Annotated in this window: 15 protein-coding genes; 6 read left to right on the top strand and 9 right to left on the bottom strand. The window is 66.3% G+C overall.

Annotated elements, in window-relative coordinates:
• The first annotated feature begins 80 nt into the window (after positions 1 to 80).
• From dnaK to C6570_RS11125, 4 genes are all read left to right on the top strand, one after another.
• Complete coding sequence (gene dnaK, locus C6570_RS11140; protein ID WP_106703268.1) at positions 81 to 2,012, top strand: molecular chaperone DnaK; 1,932 nt, start codon at positions 81 to 83, stop codon at positions 2,010 to 2,012.
• 277 nt (positions 2,013 to 2,289) lie between these two features.
• The gene (locus C6570_RS11135; protein WP_106703267.1) at positions 2,290 to 2,628 is read left to right on the top strand and encodes a DUF7709 family protein; all 339 of its coding nucleotides are present in this window, start codon (positions 2,290 to 2,292) and stop codon (positions 2,626 to 2,628) included.
• Between the two features lie 44 nt (positions 2,629 to 2,672).
• Positions 2,673 to 3,800: a molecular chaperone DnaJ gene (dnaJ, locus tag C6570_RS11130; protein ID WP_106703266.1), complete on the top strand. Its 1,128-nt coding sequence runs from the start codon at positions 2,673 to 2,675 to the stop codon at positions 3,798 to 3,800.
• 183 nt (positions 3,801 to 3,983) lie between these two features.
• The gene (locus C6570_RS11125) at positions 3,984 to 5,687 is read left to right on the top strand and encodes a phosphoethanolamine transferase (protein WP_106703265.1); all 1,704 of its coding nucleotides are present in this window, start codon (positions 3,984 to 3,986) and stop codon (positions 5,685 to 5,687) included.
• A 436-nt stretch (positions 5,688 to 6,123) separates the two neighbouring features.
• Here the strand turns inward: C6570_RS11125 and C6570_RS11120 are convergent, their stop codons facing one another.
• From C6570_RS11120 to C6570_RS11110, 3 genes are all read right to left on the bottom strand, one after another.
• The gene (locus C6570_RS11120) at positions 6,124 to 7,287 is read right to left on the bottom strand and encodes a PA0069 family radical SAM protein (protein WP_106703264.1); all 1,164 of its coding nucleotides are present in this window, start codon (positions 7,285 to 7,287) and stop codon (positions 6,124 to 6,126) included.
• A gap of 163 nt (positions 7,288 to 7,450) precedes the next feature.
• Positions 7,451 to 7,927 (bottom strand): cyanophycin metabolism-associated DUF1854 family protein, encoded by a 477-nt coding sequence (locus C6570_RS11115; protein ID WP_106703263.1) that lies wholly within the window; start codon positions 7,925 to 7,927, stop codon positions 7,451 to 7,453.
• Positions 7,924 to 10,269 carry a cyanophycin metabolism-associated ABC transporter gene (locus C6570_RS11110; protein ID WP_106703262.1) on the bottom strand — a complete coding sequence of 782 codons (2,346 nt, stop codon included), beginning with the start codon at positions 10,267 to 10,269 and terminating at the stop codon, positions 7,924 to 7,926. Before C6570_RS11110 ends, C6570_RS11115 begins: the two co-directional genes overlap by 4 nt.
• A 226-nt stretch (positions 10,270 to 10,495) precedes the next feature.
• On the opposite strand from C6570_RS11110, the gene C6570_RS11105 reads away from it, so the two are divergent.
• Together C6570_RS11105 and cphA are read left to right on the top strand one after the other, a co-directional pair.
• Positions 10,496 to 12,649 carry a cyanophycin synthetase gene (locus C6570_RS11105; protein WP_106704656.1) on the top strand — a complete coding sequence of 718 codons (2,154 nt, stop codon included), beginning with the start codon at positions 10,496 to 10,498 and terminating at the stop codon, positions 12,647 to 12,649.
• 50 nt (positions 12,650 to 12,699) lie between these two features.
• Positions 12,700 to 15,384 carry a cyanophycin synthetase gene (gene cphA / locus C6570_RS11100; RefSeq protein ID WP_106703261.1) on the top strand — a complete coding sequence of 895 codons (2,685 nt, stop codon included), beginning with the start codon at positions 12,700 to 12,702 and terminating at the stop codon, positions 15,382 to 15,384.
• 356 nt (positions 15,385 to 15,740) lie between these two features.
• Here cphA and C6570_RS11095 read toward each other — a convergent pair whose 3' ends face one another.
• The 6 genes from C6570_RS11095 to C6570_RS11070 all read right to left on the bottom strand — a co-directional run bounded on the left by C6570_RS11095 (position 15,741) and on the right by C6570_RS11070 (position 22,834).
• Positions 15,741 to 16,706: an NAD(P)H-dependent flavin oxidoreductase gene (locus C6570_RS11095; RefSeq protein ID WP_106703260.1), complete on the bottom strand. Its 966-nt coding sequence runs from the start codon at positions 16,704 to 16,706 to the stop codon at positions 15,741 to 15,743.
• Positions 16,707 to 16,805: 99 nt separating this feature from the next.
• Complete coding sequence (locus C6570_RS11090; protein ID WP_106703259.1) at positions 16,806 to 18,596, bottom strand: acyl-CoA dehydrogenase; 1,791 nt, start codon at positions 18,594 to 18,596, stop codon at positions 16,806 to 16,808.
• Between the two features lie 111 nt (positions 18,597 to 18,707).
• The gene (locus C6570_RS11085) at positions 18,708 to 19,640 is read right to left on the bottom strand and encodes an electron transfer flavoprotein subunit alpha/FixB family protein (RefSeq protein ID WP_106703258.1); all 933 of its coding nucleotides are present in this window, start codon (positions 19,638 to 19,640) and stop codon (positions 18,708 to 18,710) included.
• A gap of 127 nt (positions 19,641 to 19,767) precedes the next feature.
• Positions 19,768 to 20,517, bottom strand: a complete 750-nt coding sequence (locus tag C6570_RS11080; protein ID WP_106703257.1) for an electron transfer flavoprotein subunit beta/FixA family protein — start codon at positions 20,515 to 20,517, stop codon at positions 19,768 to 19,770.
• A gap of 173 nt (positions 20,518 to 20,690) precedes the next feature.
• Positions 20,691 to 22,037 carry a mechanosensitive ion channel family protein gene (locus C6570_RS11075; protein ID WP_245896169.1) on the bottom strand — a complete coding sequence of 449 codons (1,347 nt, stop codon included), beginning with the start codon at positions 22,035 to 22,037 and terminating at the stop codon, positions 20,691 to 20,693.
• Entirely contained in the window at positions 22,016 to 22,834 is an 819-nt protein-coding gene (locus tag C6570_RS11070; RefSeq protein WP_106703256.1) for an enoyl-CoA hydratase, read from the bottom strand. The genes C6570_RS11075 and C6570_RS11070 overlap by 22 nt, the downstream gene beginning before the upstream one ends.
• Positions 22,835 to 22,951 lie beyond the last annotated feature (117 nt).

The following is a 22,951-nucleotide window of genomic DNA, read 5'->3' as shown; positions in this document are numbered from 1 at the left end:
GAAATCACCCGCAGCAGCCGCAGCTTTTACCCATTCATTTCACTCACATTCTTCAAGCAGAAGATTCTCGGAGAAGACTCATGGCAAAAATCATTGGTATTGACCTTGGCACCACCAACTCCTGCGTGGCCATCATGGAGGGCAACTCCACCAAGGTGATCGAAAACGCCGAAGGCGCGCGCACCACGCCTTCCATCGTCGCCTACGTGGCCGACGGCGAAGTGCTGGTTGGCGCGCCGGCCAAGCGCCAGGCCGTCACCAACCCCAAGAACACGATCTACGCCGTCAAACGCCTGATCGGCCGCAAATTTGACGACGCCGAAGTGCAAAAGGACATCCACCTGATGCCTTACGAGATCGTCAAGGCGGTCAACGGCGACGCCTGGGTGGAAGCCCGCGGCGAAAAACTGGCACCGCCCCAGATCAGCGCTGAAATCCTGCGCAAGATGAAGAAAACCGCCGAGGACTACCTGGGCGAGGCCGTGACCGAGGCCGTCATCACCGTGCCCGCGTACTTCAACGACGCGCAGCGCCAAGCCACCAAGGACGCTGGCCGCATCGCTGGCCTGGATGTCAAGCGCATCATCAACGAGCCGACGGCGGCTGCCCTGGCCTATGGCCTGGAAAAAGGCGGCAAGATTGACAGCAAGGTGGCGGTGTACGACCTGGGCGGCGGCACGTTCGACGTGTCGATCATCGAGATTGCCGACGTCGACGGCGAAAAGCAATTCGAAGTGCTGGCCACCAACGGCGATACCTTCCTGGGCGGCGAAGACTTCGACCAGCGCATCATCGAATACGTGATCGGCGAGTTCAAGAAAGAGTCTGGCGTCGACCTGTCCAAGGACGTGCTGGCCCTGCAGCGCCTGAAAGAAGCCGCTGAAAAGGCCAAGATCGAACTGTCGAGCGCCATGTCGACCGACATCAACCTGCCCTACATCACCGCCGACGCTTCGGGCCCGAAACACCTGAACATCAAGCTGACCCGCGCCAAGCTGGACAGCCTATGCGCCGAGCTGATCGAACGCACCATTGCTCCCTGCCGTACCGCGCTGAAAGACGCCGGCCTGTCGATTGGCGACATCAGCGACGTGATCCTGGTCGGCGGCCAAACCCGCATGCCCAAGGTGCAGGAAACGGTGAAGGAGTTCTTCGGCAAAGAGCCGCGCAAGGACGTGAACCCCGACGAAGCCGTGGCCATTGGCGCCGCCGTTCAAGGCCAGGTGCTGTCGGGCGACCGCAAAGACGTGCTGCTGCTGGACGTCACCCCGCTGTCCCTGGGCATTGAGACCATGGGCGGTGTGATGACCAAGATGATCACCAAGAACACGACCATCCCGACGAAGTTCTCGCAGACCTTCTCGACGGCTGAAGACAACCAGCCGGCGGTGACCATCAAGGTCTATCAAGGCGAGCGCGAGCTGGCCTCTGGCAACAAGCTGCTGGGCGAGTTCAACCTGGAAGGCATTCCCCCGGCCAGCCGTGGCATGCCCCAGATCGAGGTGACGTTTGACATCGACTCCAACGGCATCCTGCACGTGTCCGCCAAGGACAAAGGCACGGGCAAGGAAAACAAGATCACGATCAAGGCGAACTCGGGCCTGTCCGAGGGCGAGATCGAGCAAATGGTCAAAGACGCCGAAGTCAACGCTGCCGAAGACAAGAAAAAGGTCGAGCTGGTGCAGTCTCGCAACCAGGGCGACGCGCTGATCCACAGCGTGCGCAAAACCCTGGGCGAGCACGGCGACAAGCTGGACGCTGGCGAAAAAGACAAGGTCGAAGCCGCGATCAAGGACCTGGAAGAAGCCCTGAAAGGCGACGACAAGGCCGCGATCGACAGCAAGACCGAAGCGCTGATGACCGCCAGCCAGAAACTGGGCGAGAAGATGTACGCTGACCAGGCTGCCGCTGCAGGCGCTGCCGGTGGCGACGCCGGGGCCCAAGCCGCTGGCGGCGCCGCGGGCGACGACAACGTGGTGGACGCGGAAGTCAAGGAAGTCAAGAAAGACTGATTCGGTCACCTGAACGGTGCATGGCGGGGCCTCGGGCCCCGCTTTGCATGTCCGGCGCCGCAAAAACGGCCCCGGTGCAGGCTGGATCAGCGGCACCCGGCCGCGCTGGCGCGACAATCCATGGTTGGCCAGCAGGCCAGGCTGCCTTGGTTCGCCCTTGCAGACTGGCGGTGGCGCCCCGATATGCGGCTGTAGGTGCAGCCTGCTCGCATTTTGAAAGCGCCCAGCGCCCGCCCCTGCTCTATCTTTGACCGTTTTACCCTGTGCCTCAACACCCATGACCGGCCAACCCATTGCCCAGACCGACGCGCTGCGCCAAGTCAACCAGAAGATCGTGGAAGACGGGCAAACCTTGCCAGCGGTGACGCTCAAGGACGGTACGCGCGTGCAGACCGGCACCGTGGCCACGGTTTTGTGCAACATCGGCCTGTACAACCAGGGTGAGCGCGGCGCTGTGGAGCGCGAGCTCGAAATGGCCATCCCGACACTTTTCAAGGTCGGCCTGTTCGATCTGTTTCCCCCGGCCCAATGGGCCTCGCCCGACAACCCTGGGCGCAGCCTGGTGGGCCAGCTGGCCGCCGATTACGCCCGCCGCAACGCCCAGCCTTCGGGCTGACCGGCTTGCCGTCCCTTTCAACTACTGCCCACTGACCCCCATCCATGTCCAAGCGTGATTACTACGAAGTGCTGGGCGTTCCGAAGAACGCCGAGGACGACGAGATCAAGAAGGCCTACCGCAAGCTGGCGATGAAGTACCACCCTGACCGCAATCAGGGCAGCGCGCAAGAGGCCGAGCTGAAGTTCAAAGAGGTCAAGGAAGCCTACGAAATGCTGAGCGATCCGCAAAAGCGGGCCGCTTACGACCAATACGGCCACGCCGGGGTCGACCCCAGCATGCGCGGCGGCGCCGAAGGCTTCGGCGGCTTCGCCGAGGCGTTTGGCGACATCTTCGGCGACATCTTTGGCGCCAACGGTGGGCGCGGGCGCGGTGGCCGCCAGATGTACCGCGGCACCGACCTCAGCTACGCGATGGAAATCACGCTGGAGGAAGCCGCCGAGGGCAAGGACGCGCAGATCCGCATCCCCAGCTGGGACGACTGCACCACCTGCCACGGCACGGGCGCCACGCCCGGCACCAGCGTGACCACCTGCACCACCTGCCACGGGCAGGGCGTGGTGCAGATGCGCCAGGGCTTTTTCAGCGTGCAGCAGACCTGCCCGCACTGCCGCGGTACGGGCAAGACCATCAAGGACCCCTGCAGCACCTGCCACGGCCAGGGCAAGATCAAACAGCAAAAGACGCTGGAGGTGAAGATCCCCGCCGGCATCGACGACGGCATGCGCATCCGCAGCGTGGGCAACGGCGAGCCCGGCACCAACGGCGGGCCGCCCGGCGACCTGTTCATTGAAATCCGCATCAAGAAGCACGACATCTTCGAGCGCGACGGCGACGACCTGCACTGCGTGGTGCCCATCGGCTTTGCCGCTGCGGCGCTGGGCGGCGAGATCGAGGTGCCCACGCTGGGCGGCAAGGCGGCCATCGACATTCCCGAAGGCACGCAGGCTGGCAAGCAGTTCCGCCTGCGCGGCAAGGGGATCAAGGGCGTGCGCTCGTCCTACCCAGGCGATCTGTACTGCCACATCAGCCTGGAAACCCCCGTCAAGCTGACCGAGCACCAGAAAAAGCTGCTCAAGGAGTTTGACGATTCGCTGCGCAAAGGCGGCGCCAAGCATTCGCCCAGCGCCGAAAGCTGGACCGATCGTCTCAAGAGCTTCTTTGGCGCCTGAGGCCGCGTGGGGCGGCCAGGACGGCGCGGCCTGACGGCCGGCCTGTGCCCGTCACCTGCGCGAACGACGCCCCGGACCCTTCCGGGGCGTTGCTTTGAGCCCCCCGTCCGAAGCCAAGCCAAGCCTGTCTCACCCCTGCGCGGCTTAAGGCTGCGCTCAGTCCCCGTCCTCACACTCACCGCCATGCCGGCACCGATTTCGACAGGCGCGAGGCTGCCTGAAACCAAGCCCAGCCGTTTTCTGTTTGCCGCCCGCCGGTTCTCGCCGTGGGTCTGCGTGCTGCTCGCGGCGTTGTGGATGGCCGTGGTCGGCAATCTGCCCTTGTGGCGGGCGCTGGCCGCGCTGCCTGAGCTGGGCAATGCGCGCGGCCTGGCCTTTGGCCTGGCGTTTGGCGTGGGGGTGATGGCCATGCTGGTCATGGTGCTGGCGCTGTTCACCTGGCGCTGGACGCTCAAGCCCGCCGTGGCCATCTGCGTGCTGACGGCCGCGGGCGGCGCCTACTTCATGCGCACCTACGGCATCGTGATCGACCCGACGATGATGGTCAATGTGCTGCTGACCGACGGGCGCGAAGCGCGCGAGTTGCTCAGCTGGGGCATGGTGGGCAGCTTGCTGCTTACCGGCGTGCTGCCCGCCGTGCTGCTTTGGCGCCTGCCGCTGCGCTGGCCCGGTGCGGCGCGGCAGGCGCTTTGGAATGCTATCGCGTTCATAGCTGCTGCCGCTGTACTGGCGGGCGCTGGCGGCCTGTTCTTTCAAGATTTGTCCGCCACCATGCGCAACCACAAGCAGGTGCGCTATTTGATCAACCCGGTCAACACCTTCTACGCCTTGGCCATGGTGGGGCGCAAACCGGTGCAGCGCAACGGCGCCGCCGTGCTGCCAATAGCCGAGGACGCCCGCCTGCCCGCGCTGGCACCCGGCGCCAAGCCGCCGCTGGTGGTCATGGTGGTGGGCGAAACAGCACGCGCCGACCATTTCGGCCTGAACGGCTACGCGCGCGACACCACGCCCGAGCTGGCACGCGCCGGCGTCGTCAGCTTTCGCAACGCCTGGTCGTGCGGGACGAACACCGCCGCGTCGGTGCCCTGCATGTTCTCGCCGCTGGATCGCGAACCCTTTGCCGACCGCACCGCCAACACCGAAGGCCTGGCCGACGTGCTGCAGCGCGCCGGGCTGGCCGTGCTGTGGATAGACAACCAGGCCGGCGGCTGCAAGGGCGTGTGCGACCGCGTCCCCAAGGTGGACGACAGCGAGCTGCAGGTGCCCGGCCTGTGCAACAGCAACGGCGAATGCCTGGACGAGGTGATGCTGCGCGGCCTGGATGAACGCATCGCTCAGCTACCGCCCGAGCGCCGCGCGCGCGGCGTGGTCGTCTTCATGCACCAGATGGGCAGCCACGGACCGGCGTACTACCTGCGGTCGCCGCCCAAACAAAAGCGCTACGCGCCCGAATGCACCACCAACGCCCTGCAGCAGTGCGCGCGTGAGCAGGTGGTGAACGCCTACGACAACACCGTCGCCTACACCGACCAGTTCCTGGCCGACACCATCGGCTGGCTCAAAGGCCACGAAGCCAACTGGGCGCCGGCGCTGGTCTACCTGTCTGACCACGGCGAATCGCTGGGCGAAAACAACCTGTACCTGCACGGCCTGCCCTACCGGCTAGCGCCCGACACGCAAAAGCACATCCCCTGGGTCACCTGGCTGTCGCCGGGGTTTGAGCAGGAAAGCGGCATCCGCATGAGCTGCATCGCCCAGCTGCGCGACACCGAGATTTCGCACGACAACTACTTTCACAGCACCCTGGGCCTGCTGGGCGTGCAAACGTCGGTGCTGAACCCCGCGCGCGACATTTACGGCGCTTGCCGGGGCAAGGCGCCGGGCTAAGCGCCCAACGCGGCCACCCTGGCCAACGGCCCAATCGGGCGCCGCTGCAAGCGTCGGCCGTCCGGTCTGCATCCCCTCAGCGAGTCTTGCTGCGCGAATGGTCGTGCCCGGGCAAGCGGCGCGAAAGGTCTTTGCAGCGCTTGTGATGCCGACCCTTGACGACGGCTTTGCCGAAATCCGGCACATGGGCGCCCAGGACGGCGCCTGAAACACCCAGCGCGGCGCCAGCCGCCAGCACTTTGAAACGCCGGATCTCACGCGCCGGATCTCACGCGCCGGATCTCACACGTCGGATCTCATACGTCGGATCTCATATACGTCGCCGAGCGATGGCGCCAAGCAAGCCGATCGCTTCGCCCGGCAGTTTGCTACTCAATTCGTAGCTTCCAGCGCTGACTGCACCTGCGCCACAGGCCAATTGGATGGTCAAAACGCATCAGAACAGCGCCTGCTGCCCATTCAGCGCCGGTGGGCGAAACAGGTCCATGCGCAGGCCTTCGCGCGCGCGGTTCATGCCCAGGCGGGCGCAGGCGCGGGCAAAGCGCTGGCCCAGCAGATCGGCCCAGGTGCCCTCGCCCTTCATGCGGGCGCCAAAGCGCGCGTCGTACACGCGGCCGCCGCGCATTTCACGCACGCGCGCCATCACGCGCTCGGCCCGGTCGGGGTAGTGGGCGGCCAGCCATTCTTCAAACAGCGGCGCCACTTCCCACGGCAAGCGCAGCACGGTGTAGAACGCGTGGCGCGCGCCCACTGCGTGGGCGGCGGCCAGCACCTGCTCCATGTCGGTGTTGATGAAGGGGATCTGCGGCGCCACGCTGACGCCCGTGGGCACGCCCGCGTCGGCCAGGGTGCGCAAGGTGCGCAGGCGCCGCGCGGGGCTGGCGGCGCGCGGCTCCAGCTTGCGGGCCAGCTGAGCGTCCAGCGTGGTGATGGTGACGTAGACGGCCGCCAGCCCGCGCGCGGCCAGCGGCGCGATCAGGTCCAGGTCGCGCTCCACCGCGCTGGATTTGGTGATGATCGAAAACGGCTGCCGCGCCTCGGCCAGCACCTCGATCACGGCGCGGGTCAGGCGCAGCTGCCGCTCGATGGGCTGGTAGCAATCCGTCGCCGCCCCGATGACCAGGCCGCCGGGCCGGTAGCTGGGCGCGGCCAGCTCGCGCCGCAGCACGGCGGCGATGTTGCGCTTGGCGATCAGCCGCGTCTCAAAATCCAGGCCCGGCGACAAACCCAGGTAGCTGTGCGTGGGCCGCGCAAAGCAGTAGATGCAGCCGTGCTCGCACCCGCGGTAGGGGTTCAGGCTGCGCTCAAAAGGCAGATCGGGCGAATCGTTGGCGCAGAGCGCGCTTTTGCAGTCTTCCAGCCGGACTTCGGTAGCCAATGAGATGGCTTCATCGTCGCCCAATTCATCTTCAAAAACGGCTTCAGCGCCCGTGGGGTCTGCGCTGGCAGCTATCAAACTTGAAGTATTCGGCGCGGCCCAGCCATCGTCAAACGCCTCACGCTCGTCCTGGCTGAAGCGGTGCTGCAGGTTGCTGACCGCGCCACGGCCCTTGCGCGGGGCCGGCGGCGGGTGAAGCTGGATGGGAATAGGCTTGGGCATGAATCGCTTGAAACAACTGTGTCTTTATACAGTTATTTCAAGCGATTCGCCGCCCGCTTCATGCGAACACCCTGCCCGCGCCGCAGGTTCGCCACCGCCCGTCTCGGCACACGGAAAAAGGTGCCAAATCGCCCGCCAGCGCCCGTGCAGCCTGCGCCAGGCGCTATAAAAATCGATCCAGCAGCTTGCGGCTGTGCTTGTCCATCGCCTGCAGGTCGCGGATGAGGTACTGCACGCCGTGCGCATCGTTGACGATCAGCAGGCCCGGGCCCAGGCGGCGGATGTCTTCCTCGCCCTTGAGCACGAAGCGCGCCGCGCCACGGTCGGTCTGCACGTCCCAGGTGCTGGGCGTGCCAAAGCTGCTCACGCCGATCAGCCGCTGCAGCACGGGCATGAATTCGCGCTGCTCCAGCGCCTGTTCGACCTGCTCGCGCTGGGCGGGTGCCAGGGCGCTCAGGCGTTCGATCCAGGCCAGCTCATGCCCGTCGCCGTCGACCAGGCTCACGCCCTCGTCGGGCGCGGCGATGGGGAAGGCGCGCACAGCCACCACGCCTTCGTGGCGCTGGCCCTCGGCGTCGATCAGGATCAGGCGCCCGAAGGCGTCGCGCTGCAGGTCGAACACGGTGTTGGGGGCGCTCATCGGGCGTGCTCCTGGCCTGTGGCGTTGTCGCTGGCGGCATCGCGATGAACCGCGGGCGGCACTGGCGGGGTGGCGGTCAGCGCGGCCAGTTCGCGGTCGGCCACTTCCACCTCCAGCATGCGGTCGCGCTCGGCCTTTTCCTGGCGCGCCTGCGCTTCGTACAGGCGCCAGTAGGCGCCGCGCTGGGCGATCAACTGCTCGTGCGTGCCCTCTTCCACCTTGACGCCCTTGTCCATCACCACCAGCCGGTCGGCCTTGCGCAGGGTGGACAGACGGTGGGCGATGGCGATGGTGGTGCGCCCGCGCACCAGGTTGTCCAGCGCTTTCTGGATTTCGCGCTCGGTCTCGGTATCGACCGAGGCGGTGGCTTCGTCCAGGATCAGGATGCGCGGGTTGATCAGCAGCGCCCGCGCAATGCTGATGCGCTGGCGTTCGCCGCCTGACAGGCCCTGCCCACGCTCGCCCACCAGCGAGTCGTAGCCCTGCGGCAGGCGCAGGATGAATTCGTGCGCGTGCGCGGCACGGGCGGCGGCGACGATTTCGTCGCGCGTGGCGTCAGGCTTGCCGTAGGCAATGTTCTCGGCAATGGTGCCGAAGAAGAGGAAGGGCTCTTGCAGCACCAGGCCGATGTTGCGGCGGTAGTCGGCCACGCGCACCTGGCGCACGTCCACCCCGTCAACCAGGATGGCGCCCTCGGTCACGTCGTAGAAGCGGCAGATCAGGTTGACCAGCGTGCTCTTGCCGGAGCCGCTGTGGCCCACCAGGCCGATCATTTCGCCAGGCTGGATGGTGAGGTTCAGCCCGCGGATGACCGATCGGTTGCCGTAGCGCAGCGCGGCATCGCGCACCTCGATGCGGCCTTCCACGTGCGTCAGCGGCACGGGGTGTTTCGGCTCGGGCACGCTGGAGACGTGGTCCAGGATCTCAAAGATGCGCTTGGTGCCCGACGCCGCCTTTTGCGTGACCGAGACGATGCGGCTCATCGAATCCAGCCGGGTGTAAAAGCGCCCGATGTAGGCCAGAAACGCGGTCAACACACCCACGGTGATCTGCTGGCGACTGACCAGCCAGATGCCGCAGGCCCAGACCACCAGCAGGCCGATTTCGGTCAGCAGCGTGACGGTGGGCGAGAACAGCGACCAGAGCTTGTTCAGCTTGTCGTTCACCGCCAGGTTGTGGCGGTTGGCGTCCTTGAAGCGGTTGGCCTCGCGGTCTTCCTGGGCGAAGGCTTTCACCACGCGGATGCCGGGAATGGTGTCGGCCAGCACGTTGGTCACTTCGGACCAGACGCGGTCGATCTTCTCGAAACCGGTACGCAGGCGGTCGCGCACGACGTGAATCATCCAGCCGATGATGGGCAGCGGCACCAGCGTGACCAGCGCCAGCGTGGGGTTGATGGTGAACAAAATGACCGCCGTCATGACGATCATCAGCACGTCGGTGGCGAAATCCAGCAGGTGCAGCGACAGAAAGACGTTGATGCGGTCGGTTTCCGAGCCGATGCGCGCCATCAGGTCGCCGGTGCGGCGGCCGCCAAAGTACTCAAGTGAAAGTTTTAGAAGGTGTTCGTAAGTGGTTGTGCGCAGATCGGCGCCGATGCGCTCCGATACGAGCGCGAGGATGTAGGTCTTGGCCCACCCCAGCACCCAGGCCAGCAAGGCAGAACCCAGCAGGCCGGCCAGCAGCATCCCCACCAGCCCCGTATCGATCTGCTGGCCGTTCTGGAACGGGATCAGCACCTTGTCCATCAGCGGCATCGTCAGGTACGGCGGCACCAGCGTGGCGGCCGTGGCCGCCAGCGTCAAAAGAAAGCCGGCCAGCAGCTGCCAGCGGTACGGATGGGCGAAGCGCCACAGGCGAAACAGCGTCCACGTCGAGGGAGGTTTGTCCTCGGCGGGGCTGTCTTCGGTGTCCGGGGTGTCGTCCGCAGGCTCTGCCGCCAAAGCCGTTTGGCCGGCTGCTGGCAGCCCGCCTTCGGCGCCCTGGTGCGCCCGGGCTGCCTCAAAAGACCGCAGCAGCTGGATCGCGGCGGGGTTGTGCCCCAGCGTGAAGCGCCACACCGCCAACTGCCCCCCTGTATCGCGCAGCGCCAGGGTGCCAACGCCCGCGTAATCGGTGTGCGTCAGGGTCAAATCGGGATGCAAATCCCAGCTGCGCCACTCAGTTTCATCCGGAAACCGTGAAATAAGCCGTTGATTTGTAATGACCACCACGCCACTGCCAAAGCGCAGTCGCGAGTTCAAGTCAACGTCCAGCAGGCCCAGCACGTTTTCGGAAGGGCGCAGTGGCGCTTCTTCAGTCGATGAGCGACTCACGATTGAAGGGGAGGTCTGTAGCGACATGGAATCCAAACATGCGGGCCGGAAAGCACTGGCGATTTGGCCCCGATCACCAGAATTTGCAAGGAAAGCGAGCGCACTCCCAATGAGGCGAATCGATCAGAAAGAGCGTGGCGCCACCAGCGGTGGCGGATTGTATCCGCGGCCACTGGCGGTCACGGCCGACGTTGCTGCCGACGCAGGCGCTGCCCAGCCGGCCCGCACCTTCCCCGACATCGTGATCCGCAGCATGACGCATCTGCGCGGCCCCAACGTCTGGACGTACCGCCCCGTGATCGAAGCCGTGGTCGACATCGGCGCGCTGGAGGACTTCCCCTCCAACACCCTGCCCGGCTTCTACGAGCGCCTGACCGCCTGGCTGCCTGGGCTGATCGAGCACCGCTGCAGCGTGGGCCGCCGCGGCGGGTTCCTGATGCGCTTGCGCGACGGCACCTGGCCCGGCCACATCATGGAACACGTCGCGCTGGAGCTGCAAACCCAGGCTGGCATGAAAACCGGCTTTGGCAAGGCCCGCATGACGCAGGAGCCCGGCGTTTACAAAGTGGTAATCCGCACCCGCGACGAGGTGGTGGGCCGCCTGGCGCTGGAATCTGCGCGCGACCTGATCATGGCCGCCATCAACGATCAGCCCTACGACCTGGCGCCCGTCATGGCCAAGCTGAGCGATCTGGTGGATCGCCGCTGCCTGGGCCCCAGCACCGCCTGCATCGTGGACGCGGCGGCTGAGCGCTCGATCCCCTCCTTGCGCCTGAACGAAGGCAATCTGGTCCAGCTGGGCCAGGGCGCCGCCCAGCGCCGCATCTGGACGGCCGAGACCGACCGCACCAGCGCCATCGCCGAGGGCATTTCCCGCGACAAAGACTTGACCAAGCAACTGCTGGGCGCCGCGGGCGTGCCCGTGCCCGCAGGTGAGACGGTGGAAACCGCCGACGAAGCCTGGGAAGCCGCGGAGAGCATCGGCCTGCCCGTGGTGGTCAAGCCGTCCGATGGCAACCATGCGCGGGGCGTATCGCTGAACCTGAAAACCGAGCAGGAAGTGCGCGACGCCTTCGTCGCCGCCGAAAAAGAAGGCTCTGAAGTGATCGTCGAGCGCTTCATTCCCGGTCACGAACACCGCTTACTGGTGGTCGGCGGCAAGGTGGTGGCGGCCACGCGGGGTGAAATCACCCGCGTGAGTGGCGATGGCAAATCCAGCATCACCGAATTGGTGCGTACTCAGGTCAATACCGACCCGCGCCGCGGCGAGGAAGAGCAGTTTCCGCTGGACGTGGTTCGCATGGACGACGCCGTGGTGCTGCTGGAGCTGACCCGCCAAGGCCTGACGCCCGACAGCGTGCTGCAGCGCGGCCAGTCTGCCGTGGTGCAGCGCACCGGCAACATGGCCAACGACGTCACCCACCAGGTGCACCCGGACAACGCCGAGTTGATGGGCATGGCCGCGCGCGTCGTCGGCCTGGACATTGCCGGTATCGACCTGGTGGTGGAAGACATCAGCAAACCCATGATCGCCCAGGGTGGCGCCATCGTCGAAGTGAACGCTGGCCCAGGGCTGTTGATGCACCTCAAGCCCGCCGTTGGGCGCGCCCAGCCCGTGGGCGACGCCATCGTGAACCATCTCTTCCCCCCCGGCCAGAGCGGCCGGATTCCGATCGTCGGGCTGCTGGGCGCGGGCGAAAGCTCGCTGGCAGCGCGTCTGATCGCGTCCATGCTGCAGCTGCACGGCTGGCAGACCGCCCTGGCCTGCCGCGACGGGCTCTTCCTGGGGCCGCGCCAGCTGTCCAAAGCCGACGCGCGCCGCTATGAAGACGGCGAGCGCATGCTGATCAACCGCACGGTGCAGGCCGCCGTGCTGGAAACCACGCCGCGCCAGATCCTGACCGAAGGCCTGCCCTACGACCGCTGCCAGGTGGGCGTGGTGATGGGCCTGAGCGCAGCGGGCCTGGAAGACCTGTACGTGACCGAGGCCGATACCTTGCCCAACGTGGTCCGCACCCAGGTGGACGTGGTCTTGAGCGACGGCGCCGCCGTGCTGAACGCCGACGACGCCGAAGTGGCCGCCCTGGCGGAGTACAGCGACGGCGACCTGGTCTTCTACGCACTGTCGCCCGACAACGAGGTGGTGGTGGCGCACCGCGCCGGCAAAGGGCGCGCCGTGCTGGCCCGCGGTGACAGCATCGTGCTGGCCAAGGGCGCCGACGAAACGCCGCTGATCAACCTGTCGGCGCCCATTTTTGGCTCTATCACCAGCGAGCCGCCGCACGATGTGCGCCCCCAGGTGCTGGCCGCCGTGGCCGCCGCCTGGTCGCTGGGCGTGTCGCCTGACCTCATCCGTGCGGCTTTGTTGCGATTTGGTGAGGCTCCACACAACTTGGCTGTCCACTGATTTCGGACTCGCCGCGTTAGTCATTTCGTATCCCCTCTTCAGGATCTTTCATGGAAGTCAATCGCACTCGCGCACTGCGCGGCCCGAACCTCTGGAGCCGCCATACGGCCATCGAAGCCGTGGTCACATGCGACGGGGCTGAACGCGACCTGAGCGCCAATCCGGCGTTTGAAAAGCGTCTGCGTGAGCTGTTTCCCTCTGTCGGTGCCTTGCACGCCAACAAGCCGAGCACGCCGATCTCGATGGCGCACGCCCTGGAATTGACGGCGCTGGCACTGCAAGCTGAAGCGGGTTGCCCTGTGACTTTCAGCCGCACGACCGAAACCGAGATTCCCGGCACCTTCCAGGTGGCGGTGCAATACACCGAGGAAGCGGTTGGCCGCCTGGCACTGCAGAAAGCCGAAGCGCTGTGCGCGGCTGCGGCAGCGGGCACCGATTTCGACGTGACCGCCGTGATCGCCGAGTTGCATGAGCTGGACGAAGACGAGCGCCTGGGCCCCTCCACTGGCGCCATCGTGGATGCGGCCGTCAAGCGCGGCATACCCTTCAAACGCCTGACCAGCGGCAGCCTGGTGCGCCTGGGCTGGGGCAGCCGCCAGCGCCTGATTCAAGCCGCCGAGGTGGACGGCACCAGCGCCATCGCCGAAGCCATTGCGCAGGACAAGGACCTGACCAAGAAGCTGCTGCATTCCGCCGGCGTGCCGGTGCCGCTGGGCCGCCCGGTCGAAGATCTGGCAGACGGCTGGGCCGTCGCCGAGGAAATTGGCCTGCCCGTGGTGGTCAAGCCGCAGGATGGCAACCAGGGCAAGGGCGTGACGGTGGGCATAACCGACCGCGCGCACTTTGACATTGCCTACGCCGCAGCCGCCGAATACGGCGTGGTGATGGTCGAGCGCTACCTGCCCGGGCACGATTTCCGCCTGCTGGTGGTGGGCAACCGCCTGGTCGCCGCTGCGCGCCGCGACCCGCCCCTGGTCATTGGCGATGGCGAGCACACCGTTCGCCAACTGGTGGACGAAGTCAATCGTGACCCGCGCCGAGGCGTTGGCCACGGCACCTCGCTGACCAAGATCCGCTTTGACGCCATCGCCGAAGCGCGCCTGGCCGCGCAGGGGCTGACAGCCGACTCGGTGCCCGACAAGGGCCAGCGCGTGGTGCTGCGCAACAACGCCAACCTGTCCACCGGCGGCACCGCCACCGATGTGACCGACAGCGTGCACCCCGAAGTGGCCGCACGCGCCATCGAAGCCGCCCAGACCGTGGGCCTGGACATCTGCGGCGTGGACGTGGTCTGCGAAACCGTCATCAAGCCGCTGGAAGCGCAAAACGGCGGCATCGTCGAAGTCAACGCCGCGCCCGGCCTGCGCATGCACATCAGCCCCTCGTTCGGCAAGGGCCGCGACGTGGGCGGCGCCGTGATGGACCTGATGTACCCCGATGGTGGCAACGGACGCATTCCCGTCGTGGCCGTCACCGGCACCAACGGCAAGACGACCACCGTGCGCCTGACGGCCCACCTGCTCAAGGCGCAAGGCCTGCGCGTGGGCATGACCAACACCGACGGCGTATACGTGAATGGACGCCAGATCGATTCGGGCGATTGCTCCGGCCCGCGCAGTGCGCGCAACGTGCTGGCCCACCCCGACGTGGACGCCGCCGTGCTGGAAACCGCCCGCGGCGGGCTGCTGCGCGAAGGCCTGGCTTTTGACCAGTGCGACGTGGCCGTCGTCACCAACCTGGGCGCGGGCGACCACCTGGGCCTGAACTACATCACCACGCTGGAAGACCTGAAGGTGCTCAAGCGCGTGATCGTGCTGAACGTGGCGCCCACCGGCACCGCCGTGCTGAACGCCGCCGACCCGGCCGTGGTGGCCATGGCGCCGCACTGCCCCGGCAGCGTGACCTTTTTCGCGCAGGACGGCGATCATCCGGTGATCCATACGCACCGCGCGCAAGGCAAGCGCGTGGTCTACGTGGACCGTGGCGACATCGTTTGCGCCGAAGGCCGCTTCACCAAGCGCCTGCCGCTGTCGCGCGTGCCGCTGACCCGCCAGGGCCAGATCGGCTTTCAGGTGGAAAACACCATGGCGTCCGTGGCTGCGGCCTGGGCAGTCAACGTGCCTTGGGAAGCCATCCAGAAAGGCCTGGCCAGCTTCATCAGCGATCTGCACGGCGTGCCGGGCCGCTTCAACGTGTTCGACTACCGTGGCGCCACGCTGATTGCCGATTACGGCCACAACCCCGACGCCATCGCCGCGCTGGTCTCCGGCGTGGAGAACATGCCTTCGGTGCGGCGCTCGGTGGTCATCAGCGGCGCGGGCGACCGCCGCGACGAGGACATCCGTGCGCAGACGCGGATTTTGGGCGACGCGTTCGACGACGTGGTGCTCTACCAAGACGCCTGCCAGCGTGGCCGCGCCGATGGCGAAGTGCTGGCGCTGCTGCGCGATGGCCTGAAAAACGCATCCCGCACGCGCCACGTGGAAGAAATCCATGGCGAATTCGTGGCCATCGACCACGCTTTGGCGAAATTGAACAAGGGCGACCTGTGCCTGATCCTGATCGATCAGGTGGAAGAAGCCCTGGCGCACATCCGCCAGCGCGTGGAAGAGGCCAAACCGGCCCGCGTGCCTGGCCGCGGCGTGGCGCGCAAATCGACGCGCGGCGCGAAGAGCGTGGCAAAGAAACGCTCGGTGGCCACCACCGGCGAAGAACGCGCGCACGCGCACTGGTGATTGCGTGTGAGGCACGCCGGCAGGCGTGCTTTCGGGTAGGCCATGAGGCGCTGGTTGGCGCCTGACCTGCCCGACTTGGCCACACCGCGCGATTGCATCGCCTTTTACGCATTGAGTAGGGTTCCAGCCAGCCCTATCCCTGTCGTCGTTTGAAGCTGCGCCGTCTGTGACAGTCGGGCGCGCCTTCAGGCAATGCGCTTTGTGGCCACCGGATTGACGGCCTTTTTGCGCTCCAGCGCTTGTCTATCCAGCGCTGGCAGCTATCTTTTCAGAAGCAAATAGAGCTAAGGCAGGTCAGACTCACCCAGCGCAATGCGCATTCAGCGTTACGCACAGCCCACGCAGCCTGCGTGCGCTCAGAGCGCCAACCGCGCGCGCGCTTCGGCGTATTCCCGCTTCAGGCGCGCAATCAGTTCGGCAGCGGGCACCACTTGGCGCACGTGGCCTATGCCCTGCCCGCAGCCCCAGATGTCGCGCCAGGCCTTGGCCGAATTGCTGCCCTCGCCTGAGCCGAAGTTCATCTTGCTCGGATCGCTTTCGGGCAGGTTGTCCGGGTCCATACCCGCGTTGCGGATGCTGCCCTTGAGGTAGTTGCCGTGCACGCCGGTGTAGAAATTGCTGTAGACGATGTCGTCCGAGTTGGATTCGACAATCATCTGCTTGTAGCCTTCTGCCGCACGCGCTTCGTCGGTGGCAATGAAGGCTGAGCCGATGTAGGCAAAGTCCGCGCCAATGGCCTGCGCGGCCAGCACAGCGCCGCCGGTGGCGATGGCGCCCGACAAGGCCACCGGGCCGTCGAACCACTCGCGGATTTCCTGCACCATCGCGAACGGGCTTTTCACGCTGGCGTGCCCGCCCGCGCCGGCGGCCACGGGAATCAGGCCATCGGCGCCCTTCTCTATTGCCTTGTGCGCAAACACGTTGTTGATGACGTCGTGCATCACCACGCCGCCCCAGCTGTGCACGGCCTGGTTGACGTCTTCGCGCGCACCCAGGCTGGTGATGATGATCGGCACCTTGTACTTGGCGCACAGCTGCATATCGTGCTCAAGACGGTCGTTGCTCTTGTGCACGATCTGGTTGATGGCGAAGGGCGCGGCCGGGTTGTCGGGGTTGGCCTTGTCCCAGGCGGCCAGCGCCTCGGTGATCTCGGCCAGCCATTCGTCCAGCTGCGCGGCTGGGCGGGCGTTCAGTGCGGGCATGGAGCCCACCACCCCCGACGTGCATTGGGCGATGACCAGCTTGGGGTTGCTGATGATGAACAGCGGCGATGCGATGACCGGAAACTTCAGGCGCTGCAGCACGGCGGGCAGTTTGGACATGGAACTCTCCTTCAATTCGGGCACGCTCTTTTCAGAGCAAAAGAAGACCGCAGCGCCCGCGCATGGTACGCCAGCAGCTACGGTATTGATAGCGATCGCTCAGAACTCTTCCGGCGCCAGGGCGGTCACGCTGTGCGCGCCGTGCACGATGGCGTCGCGCTGGCCCGGGATGCGCGTGAGGATGTGGTCGGCGTAGAAACGCGCCGTGACGATCTTGCCTTTCAGGAAGGCCTCATCCGCGCCCTTGCCTTGCAGCCCCTGCGCCGCCAGCAGCGCGCGGCCCAGTTGCCAGCCCGCGACCAGGTTGCCCGCCAGCATCAGGTAAGGCACGCTGCCTGAGTAAGCCGCGTTCGGGTCGGCCTTGGCCTGCGCGGCGATGAAGTCCACCGCGTCCAGGAAAGCCTTGCGCGAGGCGCCCAGGCGCTCACCCATGACCTTGGCGTCTTCGTTGCCGGCGGCCAGCAGTTCCTGCTCGGTTTTTTCGATCTGCGCGGCGATCGCCTTGGCGCCTGCGCCGCCGTCACGCGAGGTTTTTCGGCCCACCAGGTCGTTGGCCTGGATCGCCGTCGTGCCTTCGTAGATGGTCAGGATCTTGGCGTCGCGGTAGTACTGCGCGGCGCCCGTTTCCTCGATGAAGCCCATACCGCCGTGCACCTGCACGCCCAGGTCGGTGACCTCCAGGCTCATCTCGGTGCTGTAGCCCTTGACCAGCGGCACCATGAATTCGTAGAAAGCCTGGTTCTGCGCGCGCACCTCGGCATCGGGGTGGTGGTGCGCGGCGTCGTAGGCGGCGGCGGCGGTGGACGCCATGGCGCGGCTGCCTTCGGTCAGGGCGCGCATCGTCATCAGCATGCGGCGCACGTCGGGGTGGTGGATGATCGTGGCGGGGCCTTTCACGCTGCCATCCACGGGGCGGCTTTGCACGCGTTCTTTGGCGTAGGCCAGCGCGTGCTGGTAGGCGCGCTCGGCCACGGCGATGCCCTGCACGCCCACGGCGTAGCGGGCCGAGTTCATCATGATGAACATGTATTCCAGGCCGCGGTTCTCCTCGCCCACCAGGTAGCCCACCGCCCCGCCGTGGTCGCCAAACTGCAGCACGGCGGTGGGGCTGGCCTTGATGCCCATCTTGTGCTCGATGCTGACGCAGTACACGTCGTTGCGCTCGCCCAGGCCGCCATCGGCCTTGAGCAGGAACTTGGGCACGACGAACAGGCTGATGCCCTTCACGCCCTCGGGCGCACCGGCCACGCGCGCCAGCACCAGGTGGACGATGTTGTCCGCCATGTCGTGCTCGCCGTAGGTGATGAAGATCTTGGTGCCGAAAACCTTGTAGGTGCCGTCGGGCTGCGGCTCGGCCTTGGTGCGCACCAGTGCCAGGTCTGAGCCGGCCTGCGGCTCGGTCAGGTTCATGGTGCCGGTCCACTCGCCGGAGATCATCTTTTCAAGGTAGGTGGCCTTGAGCTCGTCGCTGCCCGCCGTCAGCAAGGCCTCGATGGCGCCATCGGTCAGCAACGGGCACAGCGCGAAGCTGAGGTTGGCCGAGTTGAGGATTTCACCGCACGCCGCGCCGATGGTCTTGGGCAAGCCCTGGCCGCCAAAGTCGGCCGGGTGCTGCAGGCCCTGCCAGCCGCCTTCCGCGTATTGCTTGAACGCCTCCTTGAAGCCCGCCGTGGTGGTGACCACGTGGTCCTTCAGGCTGGATGGGGCCAGATCGCCAGGCACGTTCAGCGGGGCCACCACGCCTTCGTTGAACCGGGCGCACTCTTCCAGCACGGCCTGGGCCGTTTCCAGGCCAGCGTCTTCAAAACCAGGGATCTTGGCGACTTCGTCGATGCGCGCCAGATGCTCCATGTTGAAGAGCATGTCTTTGAGGGGGGCGGTGTAGCTCACGCGGGGGGCTCCTTGGGGAATCTTGCAAGAAAAAGGGCATCGCGCTGGATGCCCTTGGACGCACTGCTATCGAATCAGCAGCAAACCGGTGTCAAACGAAGGGCGCGGCGGTCAGAGCGCCTTGACCAGCTCGGGCACGGCGGTGAACAGATCGGCTTCCAGGCCGTAGTCGGCCACGCTGAAGATCGGCGCTTCGGGGTCCTTGTTGATCGCAACGATCACCTTGGAATCCTTCATGCCGGCCAAATGCTGGATGGCGCCCGAAATACCGGCGGCAATGTACAGCTGCGGCGCGACGATCTTGCCCGTCTGGCCGACCTGCAGGTCGTTCGGCGCGTAGCCCGCATCCACCGCCGCGCGGCTGGCGCCGATGGCGGCGCCCAGCTTGTCGGCCAGCGGGGTCATGACTTCCTGGAATTTCTCGGCGCTGCCCAGGGCGCGGCCGCCAGAAACCACCACTTTGGCGGCGGTCAGCTCGGGGCGGTCGTTCTTGGCGATCTCGGCGCCGACAAAGGTGCTCTTTCCGCTGGCGGCGGGGCCCTGCACCGTCTCAACGGCGGCGCTGCCACCGGTGGCGGCTGCGGCGTCGAAGCCGGTGGTGCGCACGGTGATCACCTTCACGCCGTCGCTGCTCTGCACGGTGGCGATGGCGTTGCCGGCGTAGATGGGGCGCTCGAACGTGTCGGGGCTGTCAACCTTGGTGATGTCGCTGATCTGGGCCACGTCCAGCTTGGCGGCCACGCGCGGGGCGATGTTCTTGCCGCTGGCGGTGGCCGGGAACAGGATGTGGCTGTAGTTGCCGGCCAGCGATTCCACCAGCGCGGCCACGTTTTCGGCCAGGCCGTGTGCGTAGGCGTCGCTGTCGGCGTGCAGCACCTTGCTGACGCCGGCGATCTGGGCAGCGGCCTGGGCGGCGGCGCCCGCGTTGTGGCCGGCGACCAGCACATGCACATCGCCCCCGATGGCTTTGGCGGCGGTGACGGCGTTGAGTGTGGCGCCCTTGATGGAGGCGTTGTCGTGTTCAGCAATGACGAGTGCGGTCATGGTTTTGTGTCCTCGGTGATTCTTTGGAAGGCGGGCGAACGTGGTGCCGTGGGCGCGCCCGGCATCTGGCCAGGCTCAGATGGCGGGGCGAATGTGGCCACGGCCGTTCGCCGGTCGGCGCCGCAGGTCAGATGACCTTGGCCTCGTTCTTGAGCTTGTCGACCAAAGTGGCCACGTCCGGCACCTTGATGCCAGCGCCGCGCTTGGGCGGCTCAGACACTTTGAGCGTCTTCAGGCGCGGCTTGACGTCCACGCCCAGGTCCTCGGGCTTGACGGTGTCCAGCTGCTTTTTCTTGGCCTTCATGATGTTCGGCAGCGTGACGTAGCGCGGCTCGTTCAGGCGCAGATCGGTGGTGATGACGGCAGGCAGGCTGACGGACAGCGTTTCCAGGCCGCCATCTACTTCGCGGGTGACCTTGGCCTTGTCGCCCTCGATTTCGACCTTGTTGGCGAACGTGGCCTGGGGCAAGTCGGCCAGCGCAGCCAGCATCTGGCCGGTCTGGTTGGCGTCGTCGTCGATGGCTTGCTTGCCCAGGATGATGATTTGCGGCTGCTCTTTGTCGACCAGCGCTTTAAGCAGCTTGGCCACGGCCAGGGGTTGCAGCTCTTCGGTCGTCTCGATCAGGATGCCGCGGTCGGCGCCAATGGCCATGGCGGTGCGCAGCGTCTCTTGCGCCTGGGCGGGGCCGGCGGACACGGCGATGATTTCCGTGACGACGCCCTTTTCCTTCAAACGCACCGCTTCTTCGACAGCGATCTCGTCGAAGGGGTTCATGCTCATCTTGACGTTGGCGGTATCCACCCCCGTGCCGTCTGACTTCACGCGAACCTTGACGTTGTAATCAACGACGCGCTTGACCGCGACGAGTGCTTTCATTCTTCAATCTCCTTGTTGTAGACGACACCCGGAGGCTGCGGCGCTGCGCCGCACGTCGGGCCCAAAATGATTCTAGTCCACGGACATGCCCGATTTGCCATGACGGCCAGTGCCATTGTGGGCATGGCCTCAGGCGGCGGGCGCTGGCCCCGGAGGGATGTCTCCGAGGCGACTCAGGCCGGGGGCGCGGGTGGCGGCGCCGGCGCCTCGGCCTGGTGCACCACCCTCTGCGGAAAGGGTATGTCGATACCGTTCGCGCGCAGCGCCGCCAGGATGGCCAGGTTGATCTCTGAACGCAAGCCCATCTGCCCCGCCTCGGGCTCGCTCATCCAGTAGCCCACGGTGAACTCCAGGCCGTCGTCGCCAAACGCGGTCAGGTAGGCCTCGGGGCCGGGTTGGCGCAGCACGCGCTGGGCGCTGAAGGCCGCTTCGCGCAACAACTTGCGCACCAGATCCACGTCGCTGTCGTAACCCACCGAAACCACCGTGGTTTGCCATACGCGCCGGTCCGCCAGCGACAGGTTTTCAATGCGCTGCGTGACGAGGCTGTCATTGGGCACGATGGCCTCGCGTCCGCTCAAGCCGCGAATCACCGTGTAACGCGCGCGAATGTCGGTGATCTGCCCTTCAAAACCGTCGACCTTGATGACGTCACCGATGCGGATGGCGCGTTCGCTCAATACCACGAAGCCCGAGACGTAGTTGGACGCAAGCTTTTGCAGGCCCAGGCCGATGCCCACGCCAATCGCGCCGCCCAGCACCGACAGCGCCGTCAGGTCGATGCCCACGGCCGACAGCGACACCAGCACGGCCACGAACATCAGCAGCACGCGAAGCACGTTAGCGATCATCTTGCGGGTGGACAGGTGATCGCCCTTGGCGTTGCGCAGCAGGCGCGACTCCAGCGCCGCCGACAGCCACAGCGCCAGCAGCAGGGTGACGGCGACGTTCACCCCCGCTTCCAGCACCGAGCGCAGGCTGAGCGACACGCCGCCCACCTTCCAGCGCACGCTTTCCGACTCTTCCAGCAGCACGGGCAGCAGGCCGATGATCCACAGCACGGCCACAAGCCAGATCAGCCAGGACAGGCTGCGCTCCAGCACGCCCACGCCCGCGGCCGTGGGAAAGGCCGCGCGCAGCACCCGCACGCCCAGCCGCATGATCACCAGCGCCGCCAGCGCGGGCAGCGCAATGCGAAACAGCGGCGTGGGCACGTCCAGGGCCGTCAACGCCTCGCGCGCCGACCACGACAGCAGCAGGCACAGTGCCGGGAAAAGCACCCCGTCAAAGCCTTTGTCGCCCAGCAGAATGCCCCACGAACGCGCCTCATTTCGCGTGCGCGCACGCAGCACATACGCGATAGCCCAGGCCACCAGGCAACACGCCGCCACCGCAGCCACGTCCGCCAGCACCGCCGGCTGGGTCACCGCGGCCACCCAGGCTTGCCAGTCGTCAATGCGCAGCCCGGCGCTGCGGGACAGCCGCGCGCCCGCTTCGCTCAGCGAGGGGGCGTCCGCCACGTTGGCTCGCGTTTGTCGATGAAGGCCTGCACGCCTTCCTGCGCCACGTCCAGCACCATGTTGCAGGCCATGGTCTGGCCCGCCAGCTGGTAGGCGGCCTCAACGCCCAGTTCGCGCTGCTGATAGAACAACTGCTTGCCCATGGCGACCGCCTGGCGCGGCTTGGCCAGAATGGCGGCCAGCAGCGCCTCCACTGTGTCATCCAGCCGCTCGGCCGGCACGGCGTGGTTGACCAGGCCCCGCGCCTGCGCCTCGGCTGCGCTGATGAAGCCGCCGGTCAGCAGCATCTCCATCGCCACCTTGGGAGCGATGTTGCGCACCAGCGGCACGCTGGGCGTGGCGCAAAACAGGCCCACGTCGATGCCGTTGACGCCAAAGCGGGCCGAATCCACCGCCACCGCCAGGTCGCACTGCGCCACCAGTTGGCAGCCAGCGGCCGTGGCCAGCCCCTGCACACGGGCGATCACCGGCACCGGCAGGCGCTGGATAGACAGCATCACCCGGGTGCATTGCGCAAACAGGCGCTGGTAATAGCCCAGCTCGGGCTTGGCCTTCATCTGCTTGAGGTCGTGACCGGCGCTGAAGGCCTTGCCCTCGGCGGCGATGACCACGGCGCGGGCGCCTTCATCGGCCGCGATGGCGTCCAGGTGACACTGCAGCTGGGTGAGCGCGGCCTCGCTCAGCACGTTGAAGGCTTGGGGTTGATCGAGGGTCAGGCGGTGCACGCCACGCGCGTCGCGCTCGTGGCGTACTGGCGCGGTGGCAGGGATATAGGTGTTGGGGGCAGGCTCGCTCATGCGGATGGGCTGGGTGAAAGCCGCTGGGGATGCGGCTGAACTGAAATGTCGCCGAAATCTCTCTGCGCCGCCGGCGCCGGTATCTTTACGCCGCCGGGCTGGCGGCTGCCAGCCCGG

It is taken from the genome of Ottowia oryzae (assembly GCF_003008535.1).
In the GTDB taxonomy this organism is placed as follows: Bacteria; Pseudomonadota; Gammaproteobacteria; order Burkholderiales; family Burkholderiaceae_C; genus Ottowia; species Ottowia oryzae.
Note: the sequence above shows the minus strand (reverse complement) of the source record. Positions and strands in the feature narration are given on the sequence as shown.

Excerpts from the sequence above, each read along its gene's own strand:
- dnaK (WP_106703268.1), top strand. The coding sequence starts at position 81 with ATGGCAAAAATCATTGGTATTGACCTTGGCACCACCAACTCCTGCGTG.
- C6570_RS11135 (WP_106703267.1), top strand. The coding sequence starts at position 2,290 with ATGACCGGCCAACCCATTGCCCAGACCGACGCGCTGCGCCAAGTCAAC.
- dnaJ (WP_106703266.1), top strand. The coding sequence starts at position 2,673 with ATGTCCAAGCGTGATTACTACGAAGTGCTGGGCGTTCCGAAGAACGCC.
- C6570_RS11125 (WP_106703265.1), top strand. The coding sequence starts at position 3,984 with ATGCCGGCACCGATTTCGACAGGCGCGAGGCTGCCTGAAACCAAGCCC.
- C6570_RS11120 (WP_106703264.1), bottom strand. The coding sequence starts at position 7,287 with ATGCCCAAGCCTATTCCCATCCAGCTTCACCCGCCGCCGGCCCCGCGC.
- C6570_RS11115 (WP_106703263.1), bottom strand. The coding sequence starts at position 7,927 with ATGAGCGCCCCCAACACCGTGTTCGACCTGCAGCGCGACGCCTTCGGG.
- C6570_RS11110 (WP_106703262.1), bottom strand. The coding sequence starts at position 10,269 with ATGTCGCTACAGACCTCCCCTTCAATCGTGAGTCGCTCATCGACTGAA.
- C6570_RS11105 (WP_106704656.1), top strand. The coding sequence starts at position 10,496 with ATGACGCATCTGCGCGGCCCCAACGTCTGGACGTACCGCCCCGTGATC.
- cphA (WP_106703261.1), top strand. The coding sequence starts at position 12,700 with ATGGAAGTCAATCGCACTCGCGCACTGCGCGGCCCGAACCTCTGGAGC.
- C6570_RS11095 (WP_106703260.1), bottom strand. The coding sequence starts at position 16,706 with ATGTCCAAACTGCCCGCCGTGCTGCAGCGCCTGAAGTTTCCGGTCATC.
- C6570_RS11085 (WP_106703258.1), bottom strand. The coding sequence starts at position 19,640 with ATGACCGCACTCGTCATTGCTGAACACGACAACGCCTCCATCAAGGGC.
- C6570_RS11080 (WP_106703257.1), bottom strand. The coding sequence starts at position 20,517 with ATGAAAGCACTCGTCGCGGTCAAGCGCGTCGTTGATTACAACGTCAAG.
- C6570_RS11070 (WP_106703256.1), bottom strand. The coding sequence starts at position 22,834 with ATGAGCGAGCCTGCCCCCAACACCTATATCCCTGCCACCGCGCCAGTA.